Source organism: Rhizobium pisi (assembly GCF_003938655.1).
Taxonomy (GTDB): domain Bacteria; phylum Pseudomonadota; class Alphaproteobacteria; order Rhizobiales; family Rhizobiaceae; genus Rhizobium; species Rhizobium pisi.
Genome location: NZ_RJJT01000010.1, coordinates 211,459 through 228,084, shown reverse-complemented (window position 1 = coordinate 228,084; position 16,626 = coordinate 211,459). Strand labels below are relative to the sequence as shown.

Sequence of the window (16,626 nt, the reverse complement as noted above, 5' to 3'; positions counted from 1 at the left end):
GGTCCGTTACATAAAGCCCGGTGAAAACCCGGTGTCGCGGCACTTTTAGCGAGATTGGCGCGTGACGCAAGGGCAAGTGCGACGGCTGATGGCGCCGATACCGTTTGACAGTCCGAAAGCGGAGCCCATATTCGGCAACGTCAGAACAACGCTCCAGGAGAGGCTGAGCCGTGACGAATATTCAAGACATTTTCAAGAAATCCAATGTCGCCGTCATCACCGGCGGCGCGTCCGGCATCGGCCTTGCCGCAGCAAAACACTTTGCCAAGGCCGGCATGAGCGTCGTCATCGCCGATCTCGGCGGCGATCAGCTGGCGAACGCCGCCGACGAACTCAAGGCCATTGCCGGCGAGGAAAACGTGATGGCGGTCGAAACCGACGTCGCCAGCCGGGACTCGCTGGAAGCGCTCGAACGCGCCGTGCTTCAGCGTTTCGGCCGCGTGCATGTGCTGATGAACAATGCCGGCATCGGCCCGGAAACCTCGATTTTCAGCCCCCAGGCGAACTGGGACAATATCTTCGCCGTCAACCTGATGGGTGTCATCAACGGCACGCGCACCTTCGGCCCGAAGATGCTGTCGCACGGCGAGCCCGGCCTCGTCATCAACACCGGCTCCAAGCAGGGCATCACTACGCCGCCGGGTAACCCCGCCTATAACATCTCCAAATCAGGCGTGAAGGTGTTTACCGAAGCGCTGGAACACGAGCTTCGCAACACCGAAGGCGCAAAGATCTCCGCGCATCTTCTGATCCCAGGCTTCGTCTTCACCGGCCTCACCAAGGGCGACCGCGCCGAAAAGCCGGCCGGCGCCTGGACGCCGGAGCAGACGGTCGATTTCATGGTCGAAAGCCTCGAACGCGGCGATTTCTATATCCTGTGCCCCGACAACGACGTTGCCCGCCCGGTCGACGAACGCCGCATGGCCTGGGCTGCCGGCGACATCATCGAGAACCGCCCGCCGCTGTCACGCTGGCACAAGGACTATGCCGACAAGTTCAAGGCCTTCCTGGAACAGAAGTGATCGGCGCCATCAGCAGGTTTGATTGGTAATTTTCCGAAAGCCGGGTAAGAGATCATCAGGTCTTTCCGGCTTTCAGAGAGTGCCATGGATTTCCTGCCCAGCCTGCCGACCCTTGCTGCCTTTGCCGCCGCCACGCTTCTGCTCGCGGCCACCCCGGGCCCTGATATGACGCTGTCGATCAGCCGTGCGCTGGCCCAGGGCAAAAAGGCTGCCCTCTTCGTCGTCGTCGGCACCAGCCTCGGCATCGTCGTCCACACCATGCTGGTCGCCTTCGGCATTTCGGCGCTGATCACCGCTTCGCCGACCGCCTTCCTGATCCTGAAGACCGGCGGTGCAGCCTATCTGTTCTGGCTCGCAGTGCATGCGATCCGCTTCGGTTCGAAGCTCACCGTCGCCAAGGTCGAGGCGCAGAAGGGCACCGCGCTTGCGAACATCTCGTCCGGCTTCTGGGTCAATCTTCTGAACCCGAAGGTCATCATCTTCTTCATGACCTTCCTGCCGCAATTCGTCAGCGCCGGCGATCCCGCCGTCACGCAGAAGCTGCTTTTCCTTGGGCTTTGCTTCATTCTGATCGGCATGCCCGTCAATGCCAGCGTGATCTTCGCCGCCGACTGGCTCACGTCCTGGCTGCAGAGCAACAAGAAAGTGCTGCGCGGCATGGACTATACCTTCGCCGGCGTCTTCTCGATCTTCGCAGCCAAGATCCTGCTCACCCAGGCAAAGTAGCCCACGGCCGGCTCACCCACGGTCGCAAAGCGATCCGCGCGCTGTCCGCGTTAGCCAATCAGCACGCTGTCGTGCGTCAGCCGATCAGCAAAGCATCGTCATCCAGCGTCTGGCCGCGCATCTTGCGGAACATGGCGATCAGGTCCTCGACCTGCAGGTTCTTCCTGTTGTCGCCTGCCACATCGAGAACGATCTCGCCGCCATGCAGCATGATCGTGCGGTGACCGTAGTCCAGTGCCTGACGCATGGAGTGCGTCACCATCATCGTCGTCAGCTTGCGCTCGGCGACGATCTTCTGCGTCAGGTTCATCACGAACTCGGCCATACCGGGATCGAGCGCCGCCGTATGTTCGTCGAGCAGCAGCACTTCCGAGCCCGCAAGCGTCGCCATGACGAGCGAAACGGCCTGCCGCTGCCCGCCCGAGAGAAGATCCATGCGGTCCTTCAGCCGGTTTTCCAGCCCGAGATTGAGTTCGGCGATCCGCTCCCGGAAATAATCGCGCCTGACACCACCGAGCGCCGGCGCAAGCCCGCGCCTCTCACCGCGCCGGGCGGCCAGAGCGAGGTTTTCTTCGATCGACAATGCGCCGCAGCTTCCCGTCAACGGATCCTGGAAGACGCGAGCCACGAGTCCGGCGCGCGCCGCCGTCGACTTGCGCGTCACCTCGTTCTTGCCGATCAGCACCTGTCCTTCACTTGGAATGACGTCGCCGGCGAGCACGCCGAGCAGCGTCGATTTGCCGGCGCCGTTGGAGCCGATGACGGTGACGAAGGATCCCTGCTCGATGGTCAGGCTGACGCCGTTCAACGCCTGCTTCTGCAGCGGCGTGCCGCGTCCGAAAACAACCTTGATGTCCTTGACGCTGATCACGATGCGGCACCTCGGCGAAGACGGGGAAGAATGAGCGCGAAGGTCACCAGCACCGCCGTGACGAAGTTGAGATCGGAAGCCTGCAACCCGATGACATCGCTCGAAAGCGCCAGCTGGATCGCGATGCGATAGAGGATCGAGCCGAGCACGCAGCCGACGAGCGCGATCAGCAGGCCGCGGCGTCCGAGCAACGTCTCGCCGATGATGACGGCGGCAAGACCGACGACGATCGTCCCGACGCCGGAGGTGACGTCGGCAAAGCCGTTGGTCTGGGCAAACAATGCACCGCCGAAGGCCACCAGCGCATTCGAGATCGCCATGCCGAGATAGATCTGCCGGCTGGTATCGACGCCTTGGGCGCGGGCCATCCGCGCATTGGCGCCGGTCGCGCGCATGGCAAGCCCGGCGTCGCTTTCCAGGAAGCGCCAGACCAGGATGAGGGCGACGATGACGAGAACGCCGACGAAGAGCGGTCGCACGTAGAAGTCACGAAGTCCGTGACCGAAGAACGGGCTGATCATCGTATCGGCATTGATAAGGGCGACGTTGGGTTTGCCCATCACCCTCAGATTGACGGAAAAGAGCGCGATCATCGTCAGGATCGAGGCAAGAAGGTTGAGGATCTTGAAGCGCACGTTGAGCAGCGCCGTCACCATGCCCGCCGCCGCACCGGCCGCCATGGCGATCAGGGCCGCAAGCCAGGCATTGACGCCGGCAATGATGAGAACGGCCGTCACCGCCGCGCCAAGCGGAAAGGAACCGTCGACCGTCAGGTCGGGAAAGTCCAGAACACGGAAGGCGAGATAGACCCCAAGGGCGACGAAGGAATAGACCAGTCCGAGTTCGACGGCCCCCCAGAATGCGATTTGGCTCAAGGCTTTCAGCCCCTTTTTTGTTTCCGTTCCGCCCGTCGCGAAACGGAGCCTTTTAATACAAGGAACCGCTCTCGTGCAAACGAGAGCGGCTGAATGCGGCGAACGCGTTAAAGGTACCGGCCGATTATTCGATGACCTTGTTGGCGCGCGAAAGCACGCTCTGCGGCAGGGTGACGCCCATCTTCTGGGCTGCAGCCTTGTTGACGACGAGGTCGCTGCCGGCGGCGGTCTTGACCGCGATGTCGCCGGGGTTTTCGCCCTTCAGCACGCGCACGACGATCTCGCCGGTCTGCTTGCCGACGTCGTAATAGTTGAAGCCGAGGGCAGCGATCGAGCCGCGCGAAACCGAATCCGTATCGGCGGTGAAGAGCGGCAGCTTGCTTTCTTCGGCAACCGCCACAGCGCCTTCGAGCGCGGAGATGATCGTGTTGTCGGTCGGAATGTAGATCGCATCGGCGCGGCCGACGAGCGCGCGGGCAGCACCCTGGACTTCAGCCGACTTGGTGGCGGCCGATTCGACGACTTTCAGGCCGGCCTTCTCGGCTTCCGCCTTCAGCACGGCGAGCAGCGAAACGGAATTCGCCTCACCGGAATTGTAGAGATAGCCGATGGTTTTCACATCGGGCAGGATTTCCTTGATCAGCGCCAGGTGCTCGGCGACCGGCGACATGTCGGAAAGGCCGGTGACATTGCCGCCGGGCTTGTCCATGTTCTTGACGAGCTGGGCGCCGAGCGGATCGGAGACCGCCGTGAAGACGACGGGAATGTCGCGCGTCGCGGAGACGACGGCCTGGGCCGAGGGCGTAGAGATCGGCACGATGACGTTGGGTTCGTCGCCGGCGAACTGGCGGGCGATCTGGGCTGCCGTTGCGGGATTGCCCTGCGCCGACTCGAACACGAATTTCAGGTTCTCACCCTCTTTGTAGCCGGCCGCCGTCAGCACATCGAGAACGCCCTTGCGGGCCGCATCCAGCGCCGGGTGCTCGACGATCGCCGTCACGGCAACGGTCACGTTATCGGCCTTAGCGGGCAGGGAAAGGGCCAAAGTTGCGGCAAGAGCGAGCAGAATCGGGCGCATGGGTGTCCTCCTGAATGATTTTGGCGGCACTATTAGGAAAAGCGCATGCTTAAATCAATGCAGGAGAATTGTAGCGAGGATCAAACTTGCTGATCAGTCGTCGGCGCCGTGATTGGCGATCATCATCGCTTCGAAGGCCAGGCGCTCGGTTTTGCGCATGCGTTCGGATTCCGATTTCAGCTGGCCGCAGGCGGCAAGAATGTCGCGGCCGCGCGGCGTGCGGATCGGCGAGGCATAACCTGCCGAATTGATGAAGTCGGCGAACTTCTCGATCTGCTCCCAGTCGGAACACTGGTAATTGGTGCCGGGCCAGGGATTGAACGGAATGAGGTTGATCTTCGCCGGCACGCCCTTCAACAGCTTGATCAGCCCCTTGGCGTCTTCCAGGCTGTCATTGACGTCCTTCAGCATCACATATTCGAACGTAATGCGTCGGGCGTTGGAAAGGCCGGGATAGGCCCGGCAGGCCTCGATCAATTCCTTCAGCGGATATTTCTTATTGATCGGCACCAGAATGTCGCGCAGATCGTCGCGCACCGCATGCAGCGAGATCGCCAGCATGACGCCGATCTCCTCGCCGGTACGGAAGATTTCCGGCACAACACCCGAGGTGGAAAGCGTGACCCGGCGCTTGGAGAGCGACAGGCCGTCACCATCCGTGGCGATCAGCAATGCCTGCTTGACGCTGTCGAAATTATAGAGCGGCTCGCCCATGCCCATCATCACGATGTTGCTAACCTTGCGGCCCTCGGCAGGCATGATCGTACCCTGTGGCGCTTCGCGGTCCGGGAAATCCCCAAGCCGGTCGCGAGCGAGCAGCAGCTGTGAAAGAATCTCCTCGGCCGTCAGGTTGCGCACCAGACGTTGCGTGCCGGTGTGACAGAAGGAACAGGTGAGCGTGCAGCCGACCTGGCTGGAAATGCAGAGTGTGCCGCGGCCTTCTTCCGGAATGTAGACGGCCTCGATCTCGACCGGGCGCCCTGCGCCCCGCGGGGGAAAGCGCAGCAGCCACTTGCGCGTGCCGTCGTTGGAGACCTGCTCCTCGACGATCTCGGGACGCGCTATGGTGAAATGCTGTTTCAGCATCTCGCGCATCTCCTTGGCGACATTCGTCATATGGTCGAAATCGGAGACCCCGCGCACATAGATCCAGTTCCAGAGCTGCGAGACGCGCATCTTGATCTGCTTCTCGGCGACGCCCTTTTCACGAAGGGCTGCTCCCATTTCGTCGCGAGACATGCCGATCAGCGACGGCTTTTCGGCGTCGGCAAAGGCGCGCGCGGCCTGAGGCTTGTTAATGGTCATCGCATCCATGACGGACATAGTCTTTCATCCCGAAGTCGAACATGTGACCGCTGCAAGCCCAAGGGCTTGCCGGGATAAGCCGGAAGACTTGCGGGCGCATGACGGCACATTGGCAGAAAATGAATGGCGGAACGGCGACTGATATCCCGCTCTGTCCGCTGGTTGCGCGGCATTTAGCATCATTTTGCCCGCGCGTCACTATCAAGCATGTCGCCCAAAAGTGTGAAGTGGTTTTGGGAGAACGGCATGCATAAAACAAGGAGCTAAATGGCAAAGGCCGGCGCAAGGCCGGCCCTTGAAACTTTGCGGATGAAAACTGCTTACTTGCAGGTTTCGATCTGCTTCAGCGCGGCCGATATGCCGGAGAGCGAATAGCTGTAGGAGGTGCCTGTGCCCTTGCGCGAGACGGCATTCACTGTCATCGAATGCCCGGTCTTCATCGCGGCGACGAGGGCCGGCTCCTGCGCGGCATTCTCGACCCAGCCGGCCTTGTCCTTGGTGAACATCACGAAGGTCTTGTTGTCGATGACGACGTTGATCTTCGAATTTTCCTTCACCGTGTAGCCCATCATCGCCTGCGGTTCGTAGGAGATGTTCTGGCCGGGGCGCTGCGAGACGATGAAGAAATTATCACCGTGATCGACACTTGCCGGCTGCTTTGCGGTCGGGACGGACAGGACGTAGCAGACGGTGCTGTTGCCCGACTTGTAGGAATAGGCGCCCCATGCCTGGAACTGCTGGATGCGGGTTGGCGCGGCAGCGGGCTGCTGCGCTGCCGCTACTCCGGCCATAACAAGGGTGAGTGCGAGGGCGGATACGATACTTTTTACAAACATGGATTCCTGCCGGTTCTTGCGATTCAAGGCCCGAAGCGATCATAGCGGGCAGCGCATAATCACGATCTGCTTTATTTTGACTTAATTCAGGTTACCAAATGGTCAACAATGGCTGCAGATTTGTATCTGCCTGTGTCATTTCAGCTCGAGTGTCAATTTTGCCCCTTTTGACGGTATCTGTCGTGACACCTTGTTCCGATGGCACCGACCGTCCGTTCGGCTGAATTTAAGACACAAAGATTCAGGCAAGAGTTTGACCTTTCCCAATTCCGTTGTACCTCATTAAGACTTGGAAATCCGGGACGAAATTTTCGCCGCAGGGGGCTCGTGAGAGGACATGGATGCCGAGGAAAGACAGCGTTTCGCTGCCCTCGCGAAGGCCGTCGCGGAGGATCGCGACCAGCAAGCCTTTTCCATCCTGTTCGATTATTTCGCGCCCCGCCTGAAGGCCTGGCTGATGCGCCAGCAAATGACGAGTGGCGAGGCCGAGGAACTGGTTCAGGAGGTCATGATCGTACTTTGGCACAAAGCCGGTCTCTACGATGCCACGCGGTCTTCGCTTTCGACCTGGCTTTTCCGCATTGCCCGCAATCGCCGGATCGACTTGCAGCGCCGCGCCAGCACCCACACCTTCGATGAGACCGACCCGGCCCTGCAGCCGCCGGCCGGGATCGGCGCCGATGAAATGATCGCCAACGACGACCGTGACGCCAAGATACGCGCCGCCGTCGGCCAGCTGCCGGAAGAACAGCGCGACATGCTCCGCGCTGCCTTCTTCCTCGGTCAATCGCATTCGGAGATCGCCGAGGCGACCGGGCTGCCGCTCGGCACGGTGAAGTCGCGCATCCGGCTTGCCTTCGGCAAGCTCCGCAAAGTGCTGGAGCAGGAGAACGCCTAAAGCACCTCGCCCGGGAAAACGACACGCGCAAAAACCAAGGATCTAAAACGCGACGGGCCTTAGATCGTCTTCATCACCTCTTCCGGCCGGTCGGCGAGAACGCGGTCGGCCGCTTCGTAGTGGCCCGGCCTTATATTGCCGCGCACCATCGCAAAGGCGGCCGAAAGCACGGCGATGTCATCCGAAAAGCCGATGCCGGCGAAAAAATCAGGGATCATATCGACCGGCATGACGAAATAGGCGAGGGCCGCAAGCAGCACGCCACGCACCTTGGTCGGCGTCTGCGGATCGAGCGCGCAGTAGAAACCGGCGACGACGTCGCGCGAAAACGGAATTTGCCGAACCGCCCGCCGGAAGGTTGGCCAGAATTTCTGCCGCACGGTCTTTTCCCGGCGGCTCTGCGTGTCCTCGTCGCCCGGCAACAGGATTTCCCCGAATTTGACGTCGTCCATCCCTCTATCCTTTCGTCCATGCGAACATATGGTGATGGCGCTTCGGCTTTCAATCGGTTCCGCTTTCAAGCGACGCGTCGCGCCGCTGCCTTTTCCATCGCCCTGGCGAGCTTGAAATCCAGCTCCGTCAGTCCGCCGGCATCATGCGTGTTCAGCGTTACTTCCACCTTGGAATAGACATTGAACCATTCGGGATGGTGGTTGAGTTTTTCGGCCGCAAGGGCGGCCTCCGTCATGAAACCGAAAGCCTCGACGAAATTTGCGAATTTGAATGTCTTCGATATCGAAGAGGCCGCATCGTTGAGCGCCCAGCCCGTAAGCTTGGTCAGCTCAGCCTCGGCCGCCGCCCGTTCCAGTTTTTCCCATTTCATGCCATGGTCCTCTCATCTTTCCGACGGATCTACCGATGAAACGCATCGCATCCTCTTCGTTTGCATGGGCAATATATGCCGTTCTCCGCTCGCGGAAGGAATTTTCGGCCATCTTGTCACCCAAGCGGGCCTGACCGGCCATTTTACGATCGATTCCGCTGGCACGGGCGGCTGGCATGAAGGCGATTCGCCCGACCAGCGGTCGATCGCCATTGCCAAAAGCCACGGCATCGACATATCAGGCCAACGCGCCCGCCGCATCCAGTCGAGGGATTTCAAGGATTTCGATCTGATCCTCGCCATGGACCGCGAAAATCTCGCCGCACTCGGCAGGAGTGCACCTGATGAAGCGGATATCCGTCTTTTCGGCGATGCCGCCCTTGGAACCGGAGAGGATATCCCCGATCCCTATTATGGCGGCCCGGAAGGTTTCGAGCTGGTCTATACCAGGCTCTTGGCCGGCTGCAGCAAGCTGCTCGAAACGCTGGTCGAGCGCGCCTCGTGCAGCGGGAACACTTCCTCGGTGAGATAGGGTCCACCGCCGACCGATTCGCGCGACGAAAGCAGGACGAAGCGCGGCGCCGTGAAAGTCGCGGTGTGGAAGTTGCCGCGTCCGGCCAGATACTGCACGACATCGTCGAGCCGCGAGGATTTGAGCCGTGCCAGCGTCACATGCGGCATGAATTTACGCGGATCCGGCGGCAGACCGATGCGCTGGCAGATGCGCTCGATTTCGCCCTGCAGGGCGTACATCTCCGGCGATTGCGAGACGCCGGCCCAGACCGAATGCGGTTTCTTCGAACCGAAGGAACCGATACCTTCGAGCCGGAACTGGAATTCCGGCCGGTCGATCCGGTCGAGGCGTTCAACGATTTCATCGGCCGTGCGGCCGTCAACGTCACCGATGAAGCGCAGGGTGATGTGGTAATTCTCCACATCGATCCATCGTGCTCCGGGGAGACCACCGCGCAGCAATGAAAGGCTCATCGCCGCATTGCGCGGAATTTCGAGGGCGGTAAACAGTCTCGGCATCACGAGCACTCCCCGAATCTTTTGCAGGTGCTCACACGGAATCACGCAATCAACAACCGCGCAAGCCCCTATTTCTTCACAGAAGAAATCGTCCCGACGAAATTTGTGACATCGGTTTCCATCTTCCCGACCATGACGTCGACGCCTCTTGCATTCGGATGCATTCCGTCCTCGAGTTTCAGCCCCGCATCCAGGGCGACGCCGTCGAGAAAAAAGGGATAGAGCGGAACCCTGTGTTTTTCCGAAAGTTCCCGATAGATGGGATTGAAGCGCGCGGCATACTCCCCCCCCATGTTCGGCGGCGCTATGATGCCGACGAGCAGCACCGCGATCCCTCGCTCCTTTAGCCGAGTAATCATCTGGTCGAGATTCTTCTCGCTCTCTTCAGGAGGGATGCCGCGCAGCGCGTCGTTGGCGCCGAGCTCCAGAATCACGCCGTCCGTGCCGTCGGGAACCGACCAGTCGATGCGGGCGAGGCCTGCCGTCGTCGTGTCGCCCGAAACACCGGCATTGGCGATAGCGATGTCGAGCCCCTTCGCCTTCAGGGCAGCCTGCAGCTTCTCGGGAAAGCCGTCGCCGGGCGGCAGCTGATAGCCCGCCATCAGGCTGTCCCCGAATCCGACGAGATTGATCGTCCGCGCATTCACTCCGGCGGCAAAGATCAGCGAGACGGCAATGACGGTGAATTGAAGGGCGGCAACTTTAAATCTCATCCTGCTTTCCCTAGATTGGCGAAGTACCGTTATGCGGCCATTCGATTACGGACTTATATAGGGCGATTTCTGTTGGCAAAAACCATCATCGAGTTGAAGAGCGCCGATCTGACCCTTGGCAGCGCCGCCGCCTCCGTCCATGTGCTGAAGGGCATCGATCTCGATATCGCCGCCGGTGAATCCGTCGGCATCGTCGGCCCTTCCGGCTCCGGCAAATCAACCCTGCTGATGGTGCTCGCCGGACTGGAGAAGCTCGACAGCGGCGAAATCAACATCAACGATACGCCGCTCCACAGCCTGAGCGAGGATCAGGTCGCCGATTTCCGCGGCCGCAACATCGGCATCGTCTTCCAGTCCTTCCATCTGATCGCCAATATGACGGCGCTCGAGAATGTCGCCGTGCCGCTGGAACTCGCCAATGTCCGCAACGCCTTCGAGATCGCCCATCGCGAGCTGAATTCGGTCGGCCTCGGCGAACGGCTGAACCACTATCCTGGCCAGCTTTCCGGCGGCGAACAGCAGCGCGTGGCGATCGCGAGAGCGCTCGCCCCTTCGCCCGCCCTCTTGATCGCCGACGAGCCGACCGGCAATCTCGATACCGAGACCGGCCGCCAGATCGCCGACCTGCTGTTTGCCAAGCAGGCCGAACGCGGCATGACCCTGCTTCTTGTCACTCACGACATCTCGCTTGCAAACCGCTGCTCGCGCCAGATCCGCGTCCGCTCCGGCAGGATTGAGGGCGACAGCGCTGCCCGCCACAACGCGGCGGCGTTCGCATGAGGATCGTCGCGCCGCGCGTCTCGCTCGCTTTTCGCCTGGCGCTCCGCGAGCTGCGCGGCGGTATCCGCGGCTTCTACATCTTTCTCGCCTGCATCGCGCTCGGCACCGGCGCCATCGCCGCCGTCAATTCCGTTTCGCAGTCGATCACCGACACGATCGCCTCGCAGGGGCAGGAGCTTCTTGCCGGCGACGTTCGCTTCGAGCTCAACAACCGCGAGGCCACGCCTCAGGAAATGGGTTTCCTTGAAGGCCTCGGCACCGTTTCGGTTTCGACAGGCCTGCGCTCGATGGCCCGCAAGCCCGACGGTTCTGACCAGGCGCTGGTCGAGGTCAAGGCGGTCGACGACGCCTATCCGCTTTACGGCCGGTTCGAGGCCGAGCCGAACTATCCCCTCACAGCACTGCTCGCAGGCGAAGGCGGTACTTACGGCGCAGTGGCAGCACCCCTGCTTCTCGATCGCCTCGGCCTTTCGGTCGGCGACGAACTGCTGCTCAGCAACGTCAAGCTCAGCATAACAGGTACGGTCAAGACCGAGCCGGATGCGCTCTCGGAAGGTTTCGGCTTTGCGCCGCGCCTGCTCGTCAGCCGCCGGGCGCTTGAAGCCTCAGGGCTCATCCAGACGGGAAGCCTTGTCGAACATGCCTACAAGATCCGGCTCGAAGACAAGGGTCAGATGTCTGGCATCCAGGCACGCGCCAACAGGGAATTCCCCTCTGCTGGTTGGGCGATCCGCACCAGCGACCGCGCAGCACCCTCGCTGACCGAAAACATCACCCGCTTCTCCCAGTTCCTGACACTGGTCGGCCTGACCGCGCTGATCGTCGGCGGCGTCGGCGTGGCCAATGCCGTGCGCGCCTTCCTGGATTCCAAGCGCACCACCATCGCCACGTTCAAATGTCTCGGCGCGCCGGCGATGACCGTCGTCCTGATCTATCTCTTCCAGATCGCCATCATCGCCCTCGGCGGCATCCTGATCGGCCTTGTCATCGGCGCCCTGTCGCCGATCTTAGCCGCGCAGTTTTTGGCGCAATTCCTGCCGGTCTCGACCGCGCCGACGCTCTATCCCGGCGCCCTGCTTCTCGCGACACTCTTCGGCATCCTGACGACGCTCGCCTTTGCCATTCTGCCGCTCGGCCATGCCCGCGAAGTGCCTGCGACCGCACTCTTCCGCGAGCAGGGCTTCGAAGCTCGCCACCTGCCGTCCTGGCCGTATATTCTGCTGGCCGCGCTCTTCATGGCAGCCCTTGCCGGCCTTGCCATCCTCACCGCCTATGATCGCTTCATCGCCGTCGTTTTCGTCGGCGCGATCGTCTTCGCCTTCGTCGTCCTGCGCCTCGTCGCAGCAGCGATCGCCTGGCTTGCGCGCCGCGCCCCGCGCGTCAACTCGCCGGCATTGCGGCTTGCGATCGGCAATATCCACCGCCCCGGCGCGCTCACGCCGTCGGTGGTGCTCTCGCTCGGCCTCGGCCTGGCCTTGCTGGTGACGCTGACCCTGATCGACGGCAACCTGCGCCAGCAATTGACCGGCCGCATGAACGAGGGCGCGCCTAATTTCTTCTTCGTCGATATCCAGAGCGCCGAGGTCGACGCCTTCCGGGATCTCGTCCAAGCGCAGGCGCCGAAGGGCAAGCTCGTGGAAGTGCCGATGCTACGCGGCCGGATCGTCGCCTTCAATGGAGAAGACGTCGCCAAGATGAACGTGCCGGCCGCCGGTCGCTGGGTGCTGAACGGCGATCGCGGCATCACCTATGCCGACACCCTGCCGGAAAATGCCGCCCTCACCAAGGGCAATTGGTGGGACAAAGATTACAGCGGCGAACCGCTCGTCTCCTTCTCCTCGCAGGAGGCGCATGAACTCGGCCTCAAGATCGGCGACACCGTGACGGTCAACGTGCTCGGCCGCAACATCACAGCAAAGATCGCCAATCTGCGCCGCGTCGAATGGGAATCGCTGTCGATCAATTTCGTCATGGTCTTCTCGCCGAACACCTTTCGCGGCGCCCCGCATGCATGGCTCGCGACGCTGACTGATCCCTCCTCGACGCCGGCCGAGGACGCGGCGATCCTGAAATCCGTCACCAACACCTACCCGACGATCACCAGCGTGCGCGTCAAGGACGCGATCGATATCGTCAATCAGCTGGTCGGCGAGCTTGCGACCGCGATCCGCGCCGCAGCCTCCGTCGCCCTCGTCGCCTCGATCCTCGTCCTTGCAGGCGCGCTTGCCGCCGGAAACCGGGCGCGCACCCATGACGCGGTGGTGCTGAAGACGCTTGGCGCCACGCGCGCCATGCTGATCCGCGCCTTCAGCTACGAATATCTGATCCTTGGGCTCGCGACCGCGATCTTCGCGTTGATCGCCGGCGCCATTGCCGCCTGGTTCATCGTCGCCCGCATCATGCACCTGCCATCCGCCTTCCTGCCGGATGTGGCGGGACTGACGCTCGTGACCGCACTCGTGCTCACCGTCGGCATCGGCCTCATCGGTACCTGGCGCATCCTGGGGCAGAAGGCGGCGCCCGTGCTGCGGGAGCTTTGAGGGGATAGCAATGCCCTCAAACCCTTCACCTTACGGCGATTTAACCGACCGCGCCTTTGCAAGCCTCTTGTTTGCAATCGGCGAAAGCCTCATATTGTCGACAGGCATGCTGGAGCTCCGCAGCGGCGCCCGGGTCGAAAACCCGACACCGTATATCCATCGGAGCTTGTAAGAGGAAACTATGGCTGATCTTCGTAACTATCAAAGCCGCGCACAGACCGGCGAGATGATTGATCAAGGCCTGCGCGCATATATGCTCAAGGTCTACAACCTGATGGCGCTGGGTCTGGCGATCACTGGTGTGGCCGCGTACATCGGATTCAATTTGGCCGTTCAGGACAACCAGCTTACCCAGTTTGGCGAGCTGCTGTTCCGGTCGCCTCTGCGCTGGGTCGTGATCCTTGCGCCTCTTGCGGTCGTCTTCTTCCTGAGCTTCCGCATCAATCGCATGAGCGTGGCATCCGCGCAGGCCACTTTCTGGGCTTACGCCGCGCTGGTTGGTCTCTCCCTGTCGTCGATCTTTCTGGTCTATACGCAGTCGAGCATCACCCAGACCTTCTTCGTAACCGCCGCCTCTTTCGGCGCGCTGTCGCTCTACGGTTACAGCACGAAGCGTGACCTGTCGGCGATGGGCTCGTTCCTGATCATGGGTCTGTTCGGCGTGATCATCGCTTCGCTCGTCAACGTCTTCCTGGCTTCGTCAGCCCTCCAATTCGCGATCTCGGTGATCGGCGTGCTGATCTTCGCAGGCCTCACCGCCTACGATACGCAGCGAATCAAGGAATTGTATTTCGACGGTGACGCTTCTGAAGTCGCCGGCCGCAAGGCGATCATGGGTGCTCTGACGCTCTATCTCGACTTCATCAACCTCTTCATGTTCCTGCTGCAGTTCATGGGCAACCGTAAATAAGCAGGGCAGACTGAGATCGAAAAGGCGGCTTCGGCCGCCTTTTTTGTTGCGCCGGTTTCCTCGGAATGATTTTAGGAAGGTCTTGCTCTCCCGATGGACCAGTCGCCGAAATGTCCTTTCTTCTGCGTGATGCCTCGCAAGCCGATATCCCCGCCATTGCCGAGATCTATCGCGATTCCGTCCTGAACGGCGTTGCAAGCTATGAGATCGTCCCGCCCTCAGAGGCCGAGATGATGCAGCGCTTTGCGGCGATCGCCGGCCAGCAATATCCCTACATCGCCGCGGCAGATGCGAGCGGAAAGCTCTTGGGTTACGCCTATGCCTCGGCCTTCCGCACCCGCCCGGCCTATCGCTGGATGGTTGAGGATTCGATCTATCTGGCCCCGGAAGCGCGTGGCCGGGGCATCGGCAAAACATTGTTGGCCGAGCTGATCGACCGTTGCGCTGCCCTTGGTTTTCGTCAGATGGTGGCCGTCATCGGCGGTGCAAGTCCCGCCTCGATCGCGCTCCATCTCAAGGCAGGTTTTGTGGAGGTCGGCCTGATGAAAGGCACCGGCTACAAGCACGGCCGCTGGCTCGACACAATGCTCATGCAGCGCACCCTCGGCGAGGGCATGGCGACGGATCCCGATCCGTCCAGCTATCCCGGCACGCTGTTTGCCGGTTGATACGGCTTATTTGTCCACCAGCTTCAGGACCTTGTCGAAAACCTTGAGGACCTGGTTCAGCTCGTGTCCACGCTTCAGGATCACGCCATTGACGTTGATGACGGAATAGGCGCCCTGCTTGGCGGCGAGCTTCGGGTTCTTCTCGATGCGAAAGAGCGGCATTTCGCCGGAGCGCTTGAAGACGGAAAACACCGCCTTGTCCTTCAGATGATCGATGGCGTAGTCGCGCCACTCGCCCTCGCCAACCATGCGGCCGTAGATCCAGAGGATCGCGTCCAGCTCGCGCCGGTGGAAGGTCACCGGAACCGGGTCCTTGCTTTGTCTGTATTCTTTGAGATCGACGACGACTGAGAAACTATTGTCGACGGAGCGGCTTTCGCCGTGTCGCAAATCCGGCTGATCTGTCATCAGTCTCCCAGGGCCTCCGCTTGTGACAGGAGAGTGACAGTTTGCCCGAGCCGCCGCAAATTGCAAGAGCGCCGCCCGTCACATTCAGCCGCACCACAGCGCCCATCTCTTCAGAGGCGCGGGAACACCGTAGCTTTCAATCCTCGCATCGTGCCTTCCGAAAGTCGGCGCCGATTTTCGGAAGGCCACAACGCGCCGGCCAGAGTGACCTTTCTGTGTGGTGCCGCATTTCAGTCAAAACAGCGCCTCATTTGCAGGAGAATTATGCATCCCGGTTTGGCGCCAGCGCGCCAAAGGGCCCGGCGGAGCGTATCGACCTTAACCCCAGCCCCGAATACGCTCAGCCGGGCCGCCCGGTACTTCATCCGCAACAGGATGAAATCTCATATATTTTTTCCCGCCATCACCACGGTTGCGCCGAGGATCGCCGCCGGATCGCCGTCCGCGGTCGCCGACTGCAGCAGGATTGCGCAGCCCTCGAGCTGCGGTCGCTGCAAAACGCTCGCCGGCAGCGTCAGACTGGTCGCCTTGCCATCCCACATGCCGACGGTTTCGACATTGGTGACGCTGTGGAGATAAGAGAGCTTCTTGCCGCTGTTCTCGCCCTTTTCGACCTCGATGGTCTTTTCCTTGTCGAAATAGACCATCACGACATTGGCCTTGCCCTGCCCCGCGCCGATCTTGATCTCGAGCTCGTCGCCGCGCATCGATGCGCTGATGGGAATGGTCAGCCCATTGCCTTCGCTGCTGTAGGTGTCGATCTTGCTGTTGATTCCGTTGAGATCGGAGCCCGCCAGATGGCCGCGTCCGTTGACGATCGCCTGCGGCGTGTAAACATTGCTGCGGCCCATCGTCCTGGCATAGCCGTACTGCCGCTCGGTATTTTCCTTGGAGCTTAGTGTATCGGCCCAGCCGAGATAATTCCAGTAATCGACGTGGTAAGCGAGCGCGATGACATCGCCCTGGCTCACCAGCTTGCGGAAGGCGGCATCGGCGGGAGGACAGGAAGAACAGCCCTGCGCCGTGAAGAGTTCGACGACACCTTTCGGCGTGCCGTCTTCGGCCTGCAAGGGGCCTGCGAGAACAATGCCGGCGATCAACGGAATCAGAAAACGGGGGGACATTCAGCTGCACCTCTTTT

At 61.2% G+C, this 16,626-nt stretch carries 18 protein-coding genes and 1 pseudogene; 8 read left to right on the top strand and 11 right to left on the bottom strand.

What is annotated here, in order from left to right; all coding sequences use genetic code 11:
* Window positions 1-170 precede the first annotated feature (170 nt).
* Together EFD55_RS16220 and EFD55_RS16215 are read left to right on the top strand one after the other, a co-directional pair.
* Window positions 171-1,022 (top strand): SDR family NAD(P)-dependent oxidoreductase, encoded by an 852-nt coding sequence (locus tag EFD55_RS16220; protein WP_125846062.1) that lies wholly within the window; start codon window positions 171-173, stop codon window positions 1,020-1,022.
* Between the two features lie 84 nt (window positions 1,023-1,106).
* A complete protein-coding gene (locus EFD55_RS16215) occupies window positions 1,107-1,748 on the top strand; it encodes a LysE family translocator (RefSeq protein ID WP_125846060.1) in 642 nt (213 codons plus the stop codon).
* A gap of 76 nt (window positions 1,749-1,824) precedes the next feature.
* Here the strand turns inward: EFD55_RS16215 and EFD55_RS16210 are convergent, their stop codons facing one another.
* The 5 genes from EFD55_RS16210 to EFD55_RS16190 all read right to left on the bottom strand — a co-directional run bounded on the left by EFD55_RS16210 (window position 1,825) and on the right by EFD55_RS16190 (window position 6,713).
* Window positions 1,825-2,619 (bottom strand): ABC transporter ATP-binding protein, encoded by a 795-nt coding sequence (locus tag EFD55_RS16210; RefSeq protein WP_125846058.1) that lies wholly within the window; start codon window positions 2,617-2,619, stop codon window positions 1,825-1,827.
* A complete protein-coding gene (locus tag EFD55_RS16205) occupies window positions 2,616-3,494 on the bottom strand; it encodes an ABC transporter permease (RefSeq protein WP_125846057.1) in 879 nt (292 codons plus the stop codon). The genes EFD55_RS16210 and EFD55_RS16205 overlap by 4 nt, the downstream gene beginning before the upstream one ends.
* Before the next feature lie 124 nt (window positions 3,495-3,618).
* A complete protein-coding gene (locus EFD55_RS16200) occupies window positions 3,619-4,572 on the bottom strand; it encodes an ABC transporter substrate-binding protein (protein WP_125846055.1) in 954 nt (317 codons plus the stop codon).
* 93 nt (window positions 4,573-4,665) lie between these two features.
* On the bottom strand, window positions 4,666-5,895 hold the full coding sequence (gene rlmN, locus EFD55_RS16195) for a dual-specificity RNA methyltransferase RlmN (protein ID WP_125846054.1): 1,230 nt from the start codon (window positions 5,893-5,895) through the stop codon (window positions 4,666-4,668).
* A gap of 302 nt (window positions 5,896-6,197) precedes the next feature.
* A complete protein-coding gene (locus EFD55_RS16190; protein ID WP_125846052.1) occupies window positions 6,198-6,713 on the bottom strand; it encodes an invasion associated locus B family protein in 516 nt (171 codons plus the stop codon).
* Between the two features lie 337 nt (window positions 6,714-7,050).
* On the opposite strand from EFD55_RS16190, the gene EFD55_RS16185 reads away from it, so the two are divergent.
* A complete protein-coding gene (locus EFD55_RS16185; protein WP_125846051.1) occupies window positions 7,051-7,611 on the top strand; it encodes a sigma-70 family RNA polymerase sigma factor in 561 nt (186 codons plus the stop codon).
* A gap of 59 nt (window positions 7,612-7,670) precedes the next feature.
* Here EFD55_RS16185 and EFD55_RS16180 read toward each other — a convergent pair whose 3' ends face one another.
* Window positions 7,671-8,063, bottom strand: a complete 393-nt coding sequence (locus tag EFD55_RS16180) for a YkvA family protein (protein WP_125846050.1) — start codon at window positions 8,061-8,063, stop codon at window positions 7,671-7,673.
* Between the two features lie 65 nt (window positions 8,064-8,128).
* Entirely contained in the window at window positions 8,129-8,434 is a 306-nt protein-coding gene (locus EFD55_RS16175; RefSeq protein ID WP_125846048.1) for a 4a-hydroxytetrahydrobiopterin dehydratase, read from the bottom strand.
* Between the two features lie 35 nt (window positions 8,435-8,469).
* Here EFD55_RS16175 and EFD55_RS16170 point away from each other — a divergent pair.
* A pseudogene (locus EFD55_RS16170) lies at window positions 8,470-8,966 on the top strand (low molecular weight protein-tyrosine-phosphatase).
* Here EFD55_RS16170 and thpR read toward each other — a convergent pair.
* Together thpR and EFD55_RS16160 are read right to left on the bottom strand one after the other, a co-directional pair.
* A complete protein-coding gene (gene thpR / locus EFD55_RS16165; RefSeq protein ID WP_125846046.1) occupies window positions 8,876-9,466 on the bottom strand; it encodes an RNA 2',3'-cyclic phosphodiesterase in 591 nt (196 codons plus the stop codon). The pseudogene EFD55_RS16170 and the gene thpR sit on opposite strands and share 91 nt — an antisense overlap.
* A 68-nt stretch (window positions 9,467-9,534) precedes the next feature.
* Window positions 9,535-10,179: an arylesterase gene (locus tag EFD55_RS16160; protein ID WP_125846044.1), complete on the bottom strand. Its 645-nt coding sequence runs from the start codon at window positions 10,177-10,179 to the stop codon at window positions 9,535-9,537.
* 72 nt (window positions 10,180-10,251) lie between these two features.
* On the opposite strand from EFD55_RS16160, the gene EFD55_RS16155 reads away from it, so the two are divergent.
* From EFD55_RS16155 to EFD55_RS16140, 4 genes are all read left to right on the top strand, one after another.
* Window positions 10,252-10,959, top strand: coding sequence for an ABC transporter ATP-binding protein (locus EFD55_RS16155; RefSeq protein WP_125846043.1), 708 nt, complete (start codon window positions 10,252-10,254; stop codon window positions 10,957-10,959).
* Window positions 10,956-13,499, top strand: a complete 2,544-nt coding sequence (locus tag EFD55_RS16150) for an ABC transporter permease (RefSeq protein WP_125846042.1) — start codon at window positions 10,956-10,958, stop codon at window positions 13,497-13,499. Before EFD55_RS16155 ends, EFD55_RS16150 begins: the two co-directional genes overlap by 4 nt.
* 181 nt (window positions 13,500-13,680) lie before the next feature.
* Window positions 13,681-14,409: a Bax inhibitor-1/YccA family protein gene (locus EFD55_RS16145; protein WP_125846041.1), complete on the top strand. Its 729-nt coding sequence runs from the start codon at window positions 13,681-13,683 to the stop codon at window positions 14,407-14,409.
* Between the two features lie 110 nt (window positions 14,410-14,519).
* Entirely contained in the window at window positions 14,520-15,077 is a 558-nt protein-coding gene (locus EFD55_RS16140; protein WP_125846040.1) for a GNAT family N-acetyltransferase, read from the top strand.
* A 6-nt stretch (window positions 15,078-15,083) separates the two neighbouring features.
* Here the strand turns inward: EFD55_RS16140 and EFD55_RS16135 are convergent, their stop codons facing one another.
* Together EFD55_RS16135 and EFD55_RS16130 are read right to left on the bottom strand one after the other, a co-directional pair.
* Entirely contained in the window at window positions 15,084-15,485 is a 402-nt protein-coding gene (locus tag EFD55_RS16135) for a DUF2794 domain-containing protein (RefSeq protein WP_125846039.1), read from the bottom strand.
* A gap of 383 nt (window positions 15,486-15,868) precedes the next feature.
* Window positions 15,869-16,609 (bottom strand): DUF1223 domain-containing protein, encoded by a 741-nt coding sequence (locus tag EFD55_RS16130; RefSeq protein WP_125846038.1) that lies wholly within the window; start codon window positions 16,607-16,609, stop codon window positions 15,869-15,871.
* Window positions 16,610-16,626 lie beyond the last annotated feature (17 nt).